This is a genomic window from bacterium (assembly GCA_016699045.1).
GTDB lineage: Bacteria > Babelota > Babeliae > Babelales > RVW-14 > AaIE-18.
In genome coordinates, this window is record CP064957.1 from 628,445 (window position 1) to 645,022 (window position 16,578).

Here is a 16,578-nt window from a genome sequence, read left to right on the forward strand (position 1 = left end):
TACAATAAACCTGTAATTAAAGATTTTTCATGTTTCCCGAATTGAAGGATCGTCAATGATATTCACATCAAAAAAAAGCTTTGCCAGCGATAATTATTCAGGTATTCATCCTGACATTCTACTAGCAATTATCGATGCCAATCAGGGCCATGCGCTGGCATATGGAGCTGATGAATGGACGCAAAAAGCGGTAGAAAAATTTAAAGAACATTTTGGTAATGACATTGAAGTTCATTTTGTTTTTACTGGTACAGCAGCTAATGTTCTTGCGTTATCTGCAATAACCCAATCGTTTAATGCAATTTTATGCGTAGAAAATGCTCATATCAATGTTGATGAATGTGGAGCCCCAGAAAAATTTATTGGTGCTAAATTATTTACGATTCAGACTGAACATGGAAAGTTACGAGTTAATGATCTTGAGCGATACTTGCAAAGAGTTGGTGATCAGCATCAAGCACAACCAAAAACGGTAAGTATAACACAAGCTACCGAATTTGAAACGGTTTATACACCAGCAGAAATTAAAGAAATCGCTGATTTTGTGCACGCTCGCGGGATGTTTTTGTATATGGACGGTACTCGCTTAGCAAACGCAGCAGCTCATTTAAAGATATCATTAAAAGCTCTTACTGCTGATGTTGGCGTTGATGCTCTGTCTTTTGGTGGTACTAAAAATGGTCTAATGTGTGGTGAGGCAGTAATTTTTTTTAGTCAAAAATTTGCACAAAATTTTAAATATATTCGTAAACAAGGTATGCAGCTTGCGTCAAAAATGCGCTTCATTTCAGCTCAATTTAGTGCTTTATTATCTAATGACCTTTGGTTAAAAAATGCTCAACACAGTAATGCCATGGCACAGAGACTGGCTCAAGGTCTTGCTGTCATTCCTGGCATTACTATAACGCATCCAGTCCAAGCAAATGCTGTTTTTGCCATCATCCCGCTCCAGGCTATCGCAGTATTGCAAGAACAGTACCCATTTTATATTTGGAACAAAAAAACATCTGAAGCGAGACTTATGGCATCTTTTGATACAACAATCGAAGATGTTGATAATTTTATAACTTTAGCAAAAAAAACTATAAGCAAAATAATAAATTTATAAAAATATATGGCATTTTTGAAAAAATTTATTTTTCTGAATATTCAGAAATCAATTTTTTGTAAAGTTGAGCGCTTGGCCGTGGTCTGCGCTGGCTATCGTGCAACCCAAAACAAGTCTCAAAACCTTTGTGCCATTCAAAATTATCAACAAGCGTCCAATGATAATAACCTCGAATATCAATACCATCTTCCAATGCTTTTTCAACTTCATTCAATGACGTCATAATAAGCAGCTGCCGGCGCTTATCGTGCATTTTGCTATTATCTGCCATCCCATTTTCAGTAATATAAATTGGTTTATTAAATGCTGCAACATCACGGATGGCTATTGCTAAACCTTCTGGATCTAACGGCAAATCCATATCACCCATAATTTGGCCAGAAAAACAAGTCGATCCAAAAATAGTAGAACTATTAAAGCCGATAATCGCCGTTGCATAATAATTTAAACCAATAAAATCCAATGCTTGTGGCGCACGCGCATCGTAATGCGTAACGGCACACAAGGTGGTAGAACCAAACATACTAAACGGTTCGTACTCATAGAGCCCCGTTTTTAAAAAATTCATCGTTACGTCATTAGTAAACGCCGTTAAAAACGTACAAATAAGCGATGAAATAGGTTCAAGCGAATACCGAGGTTTAAATTTAAGAACATTGTGCACAATGCCAATTTGTGCTTTATCACCACCCGGCATCGTTTTAAGCGTTTGATAAATCTCAACATGGGACCTCAAAAGATTTTTTAACACTTCACCACACATCCGAAAACTATCGGTAGTAAATGCAAGATTGCCAGGAGAATGAATACCAATTAAATACCCGGCAAATGCATAAACTGCTGGTTCATTGATAGTGCACCACAACTGAACTTTATCCTGAAAATGAGTAAACACGCGTTGAGCAAAATCAACAAAATAATGAATATTTTCAGCACGCTCAAAACCACCAAGATCATCAAACCAGGCAGGATGCGTAAAATGATGTAACGTCACCATCGGCTTTATACCAACAGCAAGTAACGCATCGCACAAATCATCATAATGCTGCAACGCATCGTGATTTATTATACCTTGCTGTGGCTCGATCTTGCTCCAGTCGACAGAAAATCTAAATGAATTCAACCCGATATTTTGCATCAACTCAATATCTTCAGGATATTTATTCCAATGATCAACTGCCACTCCTGAAGACAAACCCATTTTTTCTTGAAAGTAAGCCCAGTTAGAATGAGGCAGTGTCTGAGCACCCGAATTTTGAAATTCTGCAATTGTAGTGCCCCAGCAAAAATCTGATGGGAATGGTTGTGAAAAAAGCGAACCATTCGATGCATGCGTTAAGAAAAATCCCAACAAAAGAAACCGAGCCCAACAAAGCATCATGAGAAACCCTTTGTTAATCTTGAATACTAAGATAATAATCAATGAGCTTACAAAATTCTTTTGGTTCAATAGGTAAATACATACCATCAAGTGTACGAAGAGTAACGTCTTTTTTATTTCTAAATTCAACCAGTGATCGACAGGTAATGCCATTTCGAGTAACCGTTTCCCAGTAGGTATCGGCAATATCACACCAATTTAAAAACGATACCGCACCATCGTCGTCAATCGCTATCTGATTATTATCGAGCGTAAGCCACGCCGTTTTTTTGTTTTTTCTTTCTATTTTTTTCATTAAATCAAGCGTCGCATAAATTGTGAAAGCTAACCCAAGCCCCGTGGGAATCAGCAAAATCAGCGCTGCATTTTTTTTATTTTTGAAACACTCACGATAAGCAATATTAACCAGTTGAGAAAATCCCGCACCTGTCAGCAATCCTAGAGTCACGCTACTGATTACCGGCAAAACAACCGATGGATCAGCAAATACAAGTACCTTGCCATCATCACTCAGCCTTACTTTTGTGCTACCAAAGTCGCGTATAAAAACTTTAAAATCATCTTCTTGTTTTTTTGAATCCTGAGCAGACACTTCTGCATTAATTGAACAACAAAAAAAGCACTGTAAAGTAATTTTTTCATAGATACACTCCTGTTTTTTGTTATTTTTGAATACTAAGATAATAACTAACAAATTTACAAAATCTCTTAACGTCGATAGGCAAATCAAGGGCGTTTATTGTTACCATGGGAACACCTTTTTTATTGTTCAAGTGCACCACAGAATTAGTAACGGAACCATTCTTATTTGTTTTGGTTTCGCATACGGTATTTGCCACAGCATCCCAACTTACTGCAGCTTCACCAATCATAATCTGCTCTTTATCAAGCACAAGCCATGGCGTTTTTTTATTTTTTTTCTTTAAGTTTTTAATAGCATCAAAAGCACACCAAGCACTACCGACCAAGAAAAAACCAGAACCAAAAATAATACTTGCTTCTTTTTCCTTTGGAAACCGATATAAAGCAAACAAAGCAGCAATTCCTAAAAAAATAGCAGACGAAAAAACAGATCCCCAAGCTGCTGGGTCGGCAAATATAAGCACCCTGCCATCATCGCATAATACTACTTTTTCGCTCATACAACTACGTACCAAAATGTCAAGATCTTCACGCTGCTCTTCAGATAGTTGTTCTGTATTATCCGAAGAATAAGAACGACCCATGGAATAAGAGAGATCCATATTGAGTAATTTTTTCATAGATAAACTCCTGTCAATAATGGCTGCTTAAATTTTGCCCAACAAAAAAGCCGCTAACTTTGCAGTTAGCGGCTTTGAATTAAACCTGGCAGTACCTATTTTTCCGGTTCGTCTCCAAACAAGTATTTTCGGCGTGATGGTCTTCACTTCTGTATTCGGAATGGGAACAGGTGTTACCCCAGCACTATTGCCACCAGGAAATTTTGTAAAATTTTTATATATTTCATAATTTTTTTAAAGATCTTATACATATAATTATATATATAATTTTAAATTATGCAAGCAACTCGTAGCAAAACGTGATGCGACGTAAGTTGCTTGCATAATTTTCATAGTCATATTTGAATATTCGAAAAGACAAAAAACAGAAAGTTGTATGATGAGACTAATTAAAGCGTAGATAAAACGTTCGACCTATTAGTACTGGTTAGCTCAACACATTACTGTGCTTACACACCCAGCCTATCAACCTCGTAGTCTTCAAGGGGTCTTAATGTTATGCAACCGAAGTTGCATAAACGGGATATCTTATCTTGAGGTGAGTTTCCCACTTAGATGCTTTCAGCGGTTATCTCATCCAAACCTAGCTACCCGGCTTTGCTTTTGGTAAACAACCGGAACACCAGAGGTTTGTCCATCCCGGTCCTCTCGTACTAGGGACAGCTTCTCTCAAATATCCTACGCCCACGATGGATAAGGACCGACCTGTCTTACGACGGTCTGAACCCAGCTCACGTACCGCTTTAATTGGCGAACAGCCAAACCCTTGGGACCTTCTCCAGCCCCAGGATGCGATGAGCCGACATCGAGGTGCCAAACCTCCTCGTCGATATGGACTCTTAGAGGAGATAAGCCTGTTATCCCCGGCGTACCTTTTATCCGTTTAGCAATGGCCCTTCCATGCGGAACCACTGGATCACTAAATCCTGCTTTCGCACCTGCTCGACCTGTATGTCTCGCAGTCAAGCTCCCTTATGCTTTTGCGCTCTAAAGACGATTTCTATTCGCCTTGAGGGAACCTTTGAACGCCTCCGTTACATTTTGGGAGGCGACCACCCCAGTCAAACTACCCACCAGACAATGTCCTTCTTCCGGATTACGGAAAAAAGTTAGATTTTCAAACGAACAAGAGCGGTATTTCACCATTGACTCTGTCACAGCTAGCGCCATGACTTCACCGTCTCCCGCCTATCCTACACATGCCAATCCAAAAATCAATGTCAAGTTATAGTAAAGGTGCACGGGGTCTTTCCGTCCTATCGCGGGTACCCAGCATTTTCACTGGGACTACAAATTCACTGAGTCTCTCATCAAGACAGCGTCCAAGTCGTTACGCCATTCATGCAGGTCGGAACTTACCCGACAAGGGATTTCGCTACCTTAGGACCGTTATAGTTACGGCCGCCGTTTACTGGGGCTTCGATTCAATGCTTCGCTCCGAAGAACTAACATCTCCTGTTAACCTTCCAGCACTGGGCAGGCGTCAGACCATATACTTCCTCTTACGAGTTTGCATGGCCCTGTGTTTTTGTTAAACAGTCGCTTGGACCTCTTTATTGCAACCAACAATCGCTTCTCTTACTCTCATAAGATGACGACATTGGCACCTCTTCTCCCGAAGTTACGAGGCTATTTTGCCGAGTTCCTGAATGAGAGTTATCTCAACGCCTTAGTATTCTCAACTCGCCCACCTGTGTCGGTTTGCGGTACGATCACTTTTTTGCTCGCTAGAGGTTTTTCTAGTCAGCGGAGAATCAGCTGAACATATCTCTTCACTTAGAATTGATATGCCCGTCACACCTCAGAGTGATGATTTTGCGGATTTGCCTACAAAATCCTCCTAAATGCTTAGCGTGGTAAACCATACCCCACGTCAACCTATCTTTCTGCGTCACCCCTTCACTCAAACGCTAAAAGTGGTGCAGGAATATTTAGCCTGCTTCCCATCGCCTACTCCAATTGGCCTCGGCTTAGAGTATCGACTAACCCTGAGTGGATGAACCTTTCTCACGGAACCCTTGGGCTTTCGGCGAACAGGAATTTCACCTGTTTTTTCGTTACTTATGCCAACATGCTCACTTCTTTTGTCCCCATCTGTCCTTACGGTCAAACTTGCCACAAAAGAACGCTTCTCTACCACTGCATCCAAAGATGCAATCCATAGCTTCGGTGATTCATTTAGCCCCGTTCATGTTTTAGCGCAAAAACACTTGACCAGTGAGCTATTACGCTTTCTTTAAAGGATGACTGCTTCTAAGCCAACCTCCTGGCTGTCTGTGTATTTCCACATCTTTTACCACTTAATGAATACTTTGGGACCTTAGCTGATGGTCTGGGCTGTTTCCCTTTTGACTACGAAGCTTATCCCTCGCAGTCTGACTCCCGTTCTGTAAACAGACGACATTCAGAGTTAGTAATGGTTTGGTAAACTTGCGTCCCCTAGCCAAAACTGTGCTTTACCGCCATCTGCGATCAAACGAGGCTATACCTAAATATATTTCGAGAAGAACCAGCTATCTCCCAGTTTGATTAGCCTTTCACTCCTATCCACAAGTCATCCCAGCAGTTTTCAACCCACACGGGTTCAGGCCTCCATCTTGTTTTACCAAGACTTCACCTTGCTCATGGATAGCTCACTAGGTTTCGGGTCTGCCCCACGCTACTAAACGCCCTATTCAGACTCGCTTTCGCTACGGCTTCGTCCTTTCCAGACTTAACCTTGCAACGCAGGAGCAACTCGTTGGCCCATTATGCAAAAGGTACATGGTCACACATTCGTATATAGTGCTTCCACCGATTGTAAGCATTTGGTTTCAGGTTCTATTTCACTCCCCTCCCGGGGTTCTTTTCACCTTTCCCTCACGGTACTCGTTCACTATCGGTTATCAGGTAGTATTTAGCTTTACCCAATGGTCTGGGCAGATTCTCACGGAATTTCACGTGCTCCGTAATACTTGAGAGTGCAATTATCAAGCGCTTTTAGCATTTATCTTACAGGACTATAACCTTCTTTGGTCGCACTTCCCAGTGCCTTCAAATATGCTAACTACTTGACCCGAACAACTGCATTGTTCAGATATCACATCTCGCTTCCCCTGTACTGCAACGCATGCAGGCTTACACAGCACAAGTTTTAAGCTGTTCCCGTTTCGCTCACCACTACTTAGGGAATCACATTCGTTTTCTTTTCCTGACGCTACTTAGATGTTTCAGTTCACGTCGTTCGCCTCTTTACCCTATGTATTCAGATAAAGATACCTAGGCTTCACCTAGGTGGGTCTCCCCATTCAGAAATCCCCGGATCAAAGCTTGATTGGCAGCTCCCCGAGGCTTACAGCAGCCTTCCACTTCTTTCATCGCCTCCTGATACCATGGCATTCACCAAATGCTCTTTTCAATTATCTACAAACTCTCATACAAAATTACTGTCTTTTGAGTAAACTCAAATTTGTATTTTCGATATTCAGTTAGACTATATATTTCAAAGATCTTTAATTTTTTATTAACTATCTTCTTTAAACACACAAAACGAAACGTCTTTTATAAAATATGCCTCTGAGTGCAACTACTTGCATTTATTTCTATATTAAATAACACCTTAAGATCTTATAGATCTTTATCTCCTTCGAAAGGAGGTGATCCAGCCGCAGGTTCTCCTACGGCTACCTTGTTACGACTTCACCCCAATCATCCCCTCACCTTTACTGACCGCCTCCTTTACAGGTTAGCTAAGACAGTTTTGGGTGCTGGCGACTCTCATGGTGTGACGGGCGGTGTGTACAAGGTCCGAGAACGTATTCACCGCGTCGTTCTGATACGCGATTACTAGCGATTTCAACTTCATGGAGTCGAATTGCAGACTCCAATCCGAACTTAGACAAGTTTTGAAGGATTTGCTCCACCTCGCGGTATTGCAGCCCGTTGTACTTGCCATTGTAACACGTGTGTAGCCCCAGGCATAAGGGCCATACTGACTTGACGTCATCTCCACCTTCCTCCTTGTTTCCAAGGCAGTCCCACCAGAGTGCTACCCCGAAGGATGAGCAACTGATGGCAAGGGTTGCGCTCGTTAAAGGACTTAACCCAACATCTCACGACACGAGCTGACGACAGCCATGCAGCACCTGTGTAACAGTCTATGTTTCCATAGAACCCGATATTTCTACCAGTAACAATTACATGTCAAGCCTAGGTAAGGTTCCTCGCGTAGTGTCGAATTAAACCACATGTTCCACCGCTTGTGCGGACCCCCGTCAATTTCTTTGAGTTTTAGTCTTGCGACCGTACTACTCAGGCGGATCACTTAACGCGTTAGCTTCGACACTGATAATGCTAAGCATTACCAACATCTAGTGATCATCGTTTACGGCGTGGACTACCAGGGTATCTAATCCTGTTTGCTCCCCACGCTTTCGCACCTCAGCGTCAGGAATAAGCCAAGAAGCCGCCTTCGCAACCGGTGTTCCTCTCGAGATCTACGCATTTTACCGCTACTCCGAGAATTCCACTTCTCTCTCTTATCCTCTAGCAAATCAGTTTTGATCGCAGTTCCTTGGTTGAGCCAAGGGATTTAACAACCAACTTAATAAGCCGCCTACGCGCTCTTTACGCCCAGTGATTCCGAATAACGCTTGCACCCTTCGTATTACCGCGGCTGCTGGCACGAAGTTAGCCGGTGCTTTCTCTAGTGGTACCGTCATCTCCAGTATGTATTAGATACTGTTCTTTCTTCCCACTTAACAGGAGTTTACGATCCTAAAACCTTCATCCTCCACGCGGTGTCGCTGCGTCAGGGTTTCCCCCATTGCGCAATATTCCCCACTGCTGCCTCCCGTAGGAGTTTGGGCCGTATCTCAGTCCCAATGTGGCCGTACACCCTCTCAGGCCGGCTACCCATCATCGTCTTGGTGAGCCTTTACCTCACCAACTAACTAATAGGACGCAAGCTCATCCATCAGCGACAGCAAAGAGGCCGTCTTTCTCCAGCAAGCTGGACTTATGCAGTATTAACTTCGATTTCTCGAAGATATTCTCCACTAATGGGCAGATTCTCACGTGTTACTCACCCGTTCGCCACTGTACTCATCCCCGAAGGAATTTTCTCGTTCGACTTGCATGTGTTAAGCACACCGCCAGCGTTTATTCTGAGCCAGAATCAAACTCTCCGTATCAAAAATTGACACAAGGTCATTGCACTCAGAGGTAATCTTTTAATTACCTATCTTTATGCGGACGTCGTTTCGTACATTTCAAAGATAGTTCAAATTTTCTTTAGTTATTCTTTCAATCAGGAATCTAAATTTCAATGTGTCTTAACTTCGTTCGTTTCATCTCATTTCCTTGATTGTAGAAGTATTATACTTTTTTCTTTTTGAGTTAGCAAGCTTTTTTTACAAAATATTTAAATATTTTTTTATTTTCTTAAAACGTCGACTGGGTCGATGTTTTCGAAGATACAAAACTATTATATTCAAACTTTTTTAAAAATATTTTTAAAAAAGTTATAAAATCAGTCGCGAAAACATCTCAAATAACCCCTCAAAAAAGCATCCACCTGAAAACCTCTTTTGGTCTCTCAAAAACAGGATCTTCTAGGCGTATATTATATATAAGGAAAGGAGCACTAGAAAACACCTCAAAAAATGGGTACTTTTGACACTTCTTTTTAAGCCTTCTTTTATCAAGGGTCTCAAAACAGCATATTTTGAAGGAAAATAGGGCTTTTTAGGCCTCATAAACCAATATTCTTGCATCTTAAAAATCATACGCTTACACTAATCAAGTCTTCTCTAGTACCATCTAAAAGGAATTTATCTATGAATATCTTAACCATAGGCGGCGCAACCCAGGATATCTACCTTGATTACGCAGGCGCTGATTATATGATCATTAACAAAAAAACAGCATCGCAAACCTTTATGCTCTTCGAAACAGGCGAAAAGATCGGCATTGACCAACTTTTGTACTTAACCGGCGGCGGCGCCACTAACTCTGCCGCATCATTTAAACTCCGCGGCTTTGATGTTTCATGCTTTTGCCAAGTTGGTACCGATAGCGCCGGCCGCATGATTATTGACGACTTGGCACAACGCGGAATCAACACCAGCCTTATCCAACAAACCTCAGAACAACCAACGGGATCTTCGTTTATCATTAAATCGCTCCAAAATGAACGAACGATCTTTGTCCATCGCGGCGCCAATGCATTTCTCAAGCACGAGAACATACCTTTTGACGCCATCAAACAATGCGATCAATTATACATAACATCATTAAGTAAAGATTCAGCAACCCTGCTGCCAGAAATCGTACGCTTTGCTCATGAAAACAAAAAACCTGTCGCCATAAATCCAGGAGGCAGTCAACTGTCGCAAGGCATACAAACATTGCGGGAATCACTTCCCTTTGTGGAAACACTCATTCTTAATGCCAACGAAGCACGCAAATTTATGCTTTCTTTAGTGCAAACAGACGAAACTTATAAAAAAATATTGGAAACGCACGCGCCAATCATTTGCTCAACCACTACCTGCAACGAAGAACCCTACCTACTCACCAACCCGGTGGTATATGATGGCACCTGTTTTAGCGCAAAAAAATTCTTTAAAGAAATCTTAAGCATGGGCCCCCGCATTGTTGTCATTACCAACGGCGCAAACGGCGTATATGTCGCAACACAAAATGATGTTTACTTCCATCCAAGCATACCAATCAAAGTAGTCGACCCCGTTGGCGCAGGCGATGCTTTTGGCTCCTGCTTTGTTGCCAGCTTAAAAAAAGGCTTTGCGCCCTACGATGCACTCAGACACGGCGTTTTGAATAGCGCGTCTGTTTTAACAAAAATTGGCGCCAAAAATGATATCTTAAATGATAAAGAACTAGAAACACAAGCAGCTCAGCTGGATCCAAACCTGTTACAACATTACACTCTTACCTAAAATCAATCATAATGAATTATTTAGCAACTATTTTTAAACGCTTCAGACAACGCTCAAATCTACTCTACCTACAATTGAGCGAAAAAGAAGTTGCTTGCATTCTCTTCAGGAAAAAAAACCATACGTTGTACATCAAAAAACAAGTTGTCCTCCCCTTAGAATCAACGGTCATTATGAATGGCATCATCTACAACCCAACGACCCTTGCGCAACTCATCAGCCAATTTACCACCCAACACGGCCTTATCAGGCCAAAGACAATCATGTGCTTTGCAGACTTAGCTACTCATACCCCAGCATTGCAACAATTAACAACACTACAAACGGCGCTGTTCACCGTCAAAACTCCCATCAAACTTCTTGCTCTTGTTACACCGCCGTTGGAGCTCAACAAAAAATCAATACTTTACACTACCCTTGCAAGCCATCCAGATCTACTCACACCATTCAAACATTATAATCAACACGGACCAACCTGGTGGCTTGGCTCAACGTGCGCAACTGCAGGCGTTATACTTTTAGCACTTCATTCAATCAGCTCAATATTGAAACAAGATTTACAAACAACCACCAGCACCAACGAACAAATCCAAGTAACCACACAAAAACTCGAACAGAACATCCAGCAACTTAATCAGGTTAAACAATCCGAAGAAGAGCTTGCCAAGCGCCTCACGATGCTCAACCCAACGAAAACCCCTTTTCAATTTAGTACTTTTTTGAAACAGCTTTCTCATGCTATTCCACCAAATTGTTGGATTGAGTCACTCAACGCATCAGCCATCAAAAACCATCTCGCAATAAAAAGCACAAAAAAGCCAGCTGCCACTGCCTATACCATGACCATGCAGGGCAACAGCCGATCACTCAAAGCAATTACTGCCTTTAGAGCTCAATTACAAAAAATGCCCTCTATCAAAGAAGTTGAACCTGCCACCATCAAAATGGTCAAGAAAACTCCTGCCAAAAGTAGGAAATGCTACTTTTTCAAACTTTCAGCCACCCTCAAGGTCTAAGTTGCCAAGGGGCTTGTTTTTTGATACCCTTGAGATCGTATTATTTGTTGTATAAGTATAACCTTTAACCCATATAGCTGCTTCAAAAAGGCTTCTGCCTTTTTACTGCTGTTGTGTTGATTCAGGATTATCATGATCAGAGACAATCAGAAAATGATTTCTTCTCGCTGGAGTGCTGAGCTCATTGAAGATGAGTTTCAACTCAGTGACGTGCAAAAAACCGAACTTACTGAACTTTATGATGATATTTCAAATAAGTTCAAAGTTGGTAAAGTTATTAAAGGTAAAGTTATTGCAAAAGAAAGCAATGGCGTGCTTGTTAATATCGACTACAAGTCTGACGGACTGATTCCTCAGTACGAATTTTCAGACTACGAACTTAAAGGCCTTCAATCAGGTACAGAAATTGATGTACTTCTTGATCGTCTTGAAGATGAAGGCGGTTGCGTTGTATTGTCATACCAAAAAGCTAAAGCGCTTAAGGCTTGGGACAATATCACTGAATTGGCAACATCTGACCAACCAGTACGCGGCGTTGTTACCCATAAAGTTAAGGGTGGCTTGAGCGTTGACGTTGGGATCCCTGCGTTCTTGCCAGGATCACAAATCGACATTCAACGTGTTACTGATTTTGATCAATTTGTTGGTCAAGAAGTTACCTGCAAAATTCTTAAAGTTAACAAAAAGCGCGGTAACGTTATTATCTCACGTAGAAAATACATTGAAGAACAACGCTTCGAAGACAAGAAAAAAGCTCTTGAAACAATTCAAGAAGATCAAATCTTACAAGGTATTGTTAAAAATATCACCAGCTACGGCGTATTCGTTGACGTTGGCGGAATTGATGGCTTGCTCCACATTACCGACATGTCATGGGGCCGCATAGCACACCCAAGTGAAATGGTTAGAATCGGCGACACCATCACCGTTAAAGTTATTTCATTTGACAAGATGCATGAAAAAATCTCATTGGGCATGAAGCAATTAACGCCAAACCCATGGGAACATGTTGCTCAGCAATATCCATTGCACAGTAAAATCAAAGGCAAAATCTCAAGCATCACCGACTACGGTCTTTTCATTGAAGTTGAAAAAGGCGTTGAAGGTCTTGTTCATATTTCAGAAATTTCATGGACAGAACGTATCAACAATCTGTCACGTTATTTCCATGTTGGACAAGAAATTGAAGCATTGGTCGTTGCTCTTGATAAAGACAACCGCAGAATGTCTTTGAGCATTAAGCAACTTAACGAAGATCCATGGAAAACCGTTGCAGACAAATTCAAAGTCGGCGACAAGATTCATGGTAAAATTACCAACATCACCGATTTTGGTCTTTTCGTACAATTGCTTGATGGCGTTGATGGCCTTGTGCACATCTCAGACATCTCCTGGACTGATCATGTTTCACATCCAAGTGAACGTTATCAAAAAAGCGCAATGGTTGATGCAGTCATTTTGTCAATCGATCCAGACAACCGCAAGGTTTCTTTGGGCATCAAACAACTTGAAAATGATCCATGGACAACCGTAGAAAGCCAGTACAAAGTTGGCAGCACGATTCAAGGAACCGTGTCAAAAATTACCAACTTTGGCGCATTCATTAAGCTTCCTACCGGCATTGAAGGCCTTGTACATATTTCTGAACTTTCAGAAGGCGATGTTCAAAAGGTTGAAGACATTATCAAAGTTGGCGAAACCAAAGAATTTAGAATTATCAAGGTCAGCCCAGAAGAGCGTAAGCTTGGCTTAAGCTTGAAGCCTGAAAAGGTAAAGAGCGCGCCAACTGAAGAAGAGCAACGCGAAGAAGCAGCAGTTGAAAAAATCCAAGCGAAAAAAGCAGCTGCAGCAGCAGAGCAACAAGCTCCTCGTAAAGAAAAGCAACAACAAACACAACAGCCAGCTCAACAGCAATCTGTTATGAAGAGTTCGTTGCAACAAGCGCTTGAAAAGCATATGCAAAAAGACGATAATTCTAAAGAATAACGTTATTTAACGAAAGGTTATGATGATCATGAAAAAGTTCTTAGTACTGTGCCTTCCTGTTGTGTTAGCACTTGCAGGGTGTACGTTGTTTAAAACCGCCTCTGATCATCATAACCAATCGGCAAAGAAAGCAACAAACATGGAACTTACTTTTGCAATTATTAAGCCTGATGCAGTAAAAAAGCACTTCAGCGGAAAAATCATCGACCGCATTGAACAAGAAGGTTTCGAAATTGTTGGCATGAAAAAAATCAACATGTCTCAAGATCAAGCTAAAAGCTTTTATGCTGTTCATAAAGAACGTCCTTTCTTCGGTGAATTAGTAAAATTCATGACATCTGGCCCTGTCATTGTCATAGCTCTTGCTAAAGAAAATGCCGTAAAAGCATGGCGCGATCTTATGGGCGCTACCAACCCTGCGCAAGCAGCAGACAACACCCTCCGTAAGCTTTACGGTGGCAACGTTGGCGAAAATGCTACACATGGATCTGATGCTCCAGAAACAGCAAAACAAGAACTCGCTCTCTTCTTTCCTGAATTAAGTTAATTAAAAAAAGGGCCGGAAATTCCGGCCCTTTTTTGTTGCTCATATTTTTCGATAATCAAGCAGATAGGATTAACCATACGTAAGCTTTTAATCTTTCTCTCATACTGCTGCTTATTAACTCTCAATCTCAATAGCCTTGTTATTATTGTTCACGGCTCATTTGCCAACAAAGAACAATGGTATCAACCAAACGGTGATTTTTTTAGCGAACTTGAAAAACAAGCCCGCATGCTCAATCACAAAACGATAGCATTCTGCTGGCCAGGCACGCCAACCACAAGTACCATCATCACCAGCGGTAAAAACCTTGCCCAGCTGATTTTAAGCTACCCACCAACTGAACAAATTATAATGGTAGGTCATAGCCATGGCGGCAACGTTATAAATATCGCCAGCCAACTACTCAACACAGCAACAACCAGCACTTTTGAGACTAATTTTTTGTTGAGCTTAACGCCAACTACGCGAACGCTTGAACCGTGCCTACTTAGCTTATTTTGCACGGCATTAATGCACATAAAAACCATGCTTGAGATATCTGGGCGCCAATGGCGCAGCCCCAAAAATTATCTCATTCAAGCGGCCTACTTGCTGGGCACCCCAATCGACTGCCAAACATTTATGCCCAGCATGAACGCCATCGAGCATGTTTATAATTTTTATTCTGAAGGCGATTTAATCCAGCCAGTACTTGGCCTTTTCCAGCGCACGCTACCTGCGCATGAACGCATTGCAAATCTTTCGATTACGCTTAAAGATGCCGCACGAGCAGCTACCAATAATCCATCACATTCTGAGCTGCACGATACGCTGGTGGCACGCTGGCTCTTGTGTATTCCACACGAACTTAAGCGACAAAAGGTTGGCAACTTTGAAAGCTTTACATACGATCATGGACGCATTGTAATAGACAGCGAACATGAGCCACAATACAGCAAAAACAACTAACTAGTAAACTCTAGAAAAAAAGAAAGGGCCACTTTTTAAAGCAGCCCTCTCTTTTTAATCAAAACTTAGCAACGGGTTTGGATTACCAGCCGTCATCATCTTCTTGTCTAGACAAATCCACAAACTCACGCTCATTATCGCTTAATTCACGCTCTATAGCTTTGCGATACTTGCGAGGCTGATCATCAGATCCTCGGCCTTCTGAGTCATGTGAAAAATCACTAGAACCCTTGCGTTGCTCATATTCTTTCTCTGCTTGCTTAAGATAGTCTTTATCTTCTTGAATGCGTTTTTGTATTTCGTCAATTTTATTAAGCTCTTCTTCTGTCAAATCAATCAAGCGCGTTAAGCGTGTATTGTTATCTTCGATCGCTTTAAGCATAAGACGCCCACTGCCAACATCAAGACTTCGTGTTGTTAAACGTTGTGCAGCTTCTGGCGCTATTTCTCGACCAAGATCACCGTCATTATGCGACATGATAACAAAGCGACTCATGCCGCGACGAGCACGCGGAACATAACTCTGTCCAGTATCAATACGCTCAAGTAAACGAGGAATACCATCACGAACGTACGTACCATTACTATCTTGATAATAAAAAGCAAAGTACAAATCGCTTTGCGTTCCGTTACTTAAAACAATTTCTCGATCAGACTGATCTGCAACATAAACGGTATACGTAAGATCTGCAAATGGATACGTCCAATAACCATAGCGATAACCGAAGCGTGCATGAGGCACAAAAAAGCCAACCCCACCACAATAGTAATAACCATAACCTGGGTAATAGAAACCATAGAACGGATCAAAGTAACTCCACCCTGACCCCAAAAGTCCCCAGCCCCACAAGCCAAGTGGTCTGTTCCAATAATATGATCGATATCGATGGTGCGAAAACAACGAAGAACGGCGATGATAACCGGATCCAGCCGAACGACGCCAGCCAGCTCGCGAACTTCCACTCACTCTTGAAGATCGAGAATAACTACGGCCAGAACCGCTGGCTCTCGCAGATCTTACTGTCCCACTTCTGCTCAACGAACGCCTACTCGAAGAGCGCCCGCCTGAGCGACGATGAGAATGAGATGGGCTCGACCCACCTGAGCGGCGTGAAAAACTCCCGCTCGAAGACCTTCGCCCGGAGCTAGATGAATGAGAACGGCCACCCCCGCTATGAGAACCTCGACCACCGCCCCCACGTCGAGCCGTACAATCAGCGGCAAAAAAGGCCACCAACAGAATTAGTAAGCCACCCTTCCACAGTTTTTTCATAATCATATCTCCTTTGCTCTCATTTACCATATTTTCTAAAAATCAAATTTACAACCAGACTACAAGGCTGGCCCTAAATTTAATAATAGAAAAAAATAGGACAAAAAAGCAATGATTTA

The 16,578-nt window shown here is 41.9% G+C and carries 10 protein-coding genes and 3 rRNA genes; 6 read left to right on the top strand and 7 right to left on the bottom strand.

Translation table 11 applies throughout. The annotated features are described in order from the left end of the window. Positions 1 to 55 precede the first annotated feature (55 nt). Positions 56 to 1,108 carry a low specificity L-threonine aldolase gene (locus IPF37_02860; GenBank protein QQR49760.1) on the top strand — a complete coding sequence of 351 codons (1,053 nt, stop codon included), beginning with the start codon at positions 56 to 58 and terminating at the stop codon, positions 1,106 to 1,108. A 25-nt stretch (positions 1,109 to 1,133) separates the two neighbouring features. Here the strand turns inward: IPF37_02860 and IPF37_02865 are convergent, their stop codons facing one another. From IPF37_02865 to IPF37_02890, 6 genes are all read right to left on the bottom strand, one after another. Continuing rightward, positions 1,134 to 2,489: a family 1 glycosylhydrolase gene (locus tag IPF37_02865; GenBank protein ID QQR49761.1), complete on the bottom strand. Its 1,356-nt coding sequence runs from the start codon at positions 2,487 to 2,489 to the stop codon at positions 1,134 to 1,136. 13 nt (positions 2,490 to 2,502) lie between these two features. Then, the gene (locus tag IPF37_02870; GenBank protein ID QQR49762.1) at positions 2,503 to 3,183 is read right to left on the bottom strand and encodes a hypothetical protein; all 681 of its coding nucleotides are present in this window, start codon (positions 3,181 to 3,183) and stop codon (positions 2,503 to 2,505) included. Beyond that, on the bottom strand, positions 3,152 to 3,751 hold the full coding sequence (locus IPF37_02875) for a hypothetical protein (protein ID QQR49763.1): 600 nt from the start codon (positions 3,749 to 3,751) through the stop codon (positions 3,152 to 3,154). Before IPF37_02875 ends, IPF37_02870 begins: the two co-directional genes overlap by 32 nt. Before the next feature lie 83 nt (positions 3,752 to 3,834). After that, positions 3,835 to 3,949: ribosomal RNA gene (gene rrf, locus IPF37_02880) — 5S ribosomal RNA — on the bottom strand. A 198-nt stretch (positions 3,950 to 4,147) separates the two neighbouring features. Then, positions 4,148 to 7,155, bottom strand: a 23S ribosomal RNA gene (locus tag IPF37_02885). A gap of 224 nt (positions 7,156 to 7,379) precedes the next feature. Then, positions 7,380 to 8,922, bottom strand: a 16S ribosomal RNA gene (locus IPF37_02890). The 16S, 23S and 5S rRNA genes sit together here, the layout of an rRNA operon. A gap of 645 nt (positions 8,923 to 9,567) precedes the next feature. Here IPF37_02890 and IPF37_02895 point away from each other — a divergent pair. From IPF37_02895 to IPF37_02915, 5 genes are all read left to right on the top strand, one after another. After that, positions 9,568 to 10,689, top strand: coding sequence for a carbohydrate kinase family protein (locus IPF37_02895; GenBank protein ID QQR49764.1), 1,122 nt, complete (start codon positions 9,568 to 9,570; stop codon positions 10,687 to 10,689). An 11-nt stretch (positions 10,690 to 10,700) separates the two neighbouring features. Next, entirely contained in the window at positions 10,701 to 11,705 is a 1,005-nt protein-coding gene (locus tag IPF37_02900; GenBank protein QQR49765.1) for a PilN domain-containing protein, read from the top strand. 132 nt (positions 11,706 to 11,837) lie between these two features. Further along, positions 11,838 to 13,691 carry a 30S ribosomal protein S1 gene (locus IPF37_02905; protein QQR49766.1) on the top strand — a complete coding sequence of 618 codons (1,854 nt, stop codon included), beginning with the start codon at positions 11,838 to 11,840 and terminating at the stop codon, positions 13,689 to 13,691. 139 nt (positions 13,692 to 13,830) lie between these two features. After that, positions 13,831 to 14,238 (top strand): nucleoside-diphosphate kinase, encoded by a 408-nt coding sequence (gene ndk / locus IPF37_02910; protein QQR49845.1) that lies wholly within the window; start codon positions 13,831 to 13,833, stop codon positions 14,236 to 14,238. A gap of 228 nt (positions 14,239 to 14,466) precedes the next feature. Continuing rightward, positions 14,467 to 15,186, top strand: coding sequence for a hypothetical protein (locus tag IPF37_02915; protein ID QQR49767.1), 720 nt, complete (start codon positions 14,467 to 14,469; stop codon positions 15,184 to 15,186). 82 nt (positions 15,187 to 15,268) lie between these two features. On the opposite strand, the gene IPF37_02920 is transcribed toward IPF37_02915, so the two are convergent. Beyond that, complete coding sequence (locus tag IPF37_02920) at positions 15,269 to 16,459, bottom strand: hypothetical protein (protein QQR49768.1); 1,191 nt, start codon at positions 16,457 to 16,459, stop codon at positions 15,269 to 15,271. Positions 16,460 to 16,578: the final 119 nt, after the last annotated feature.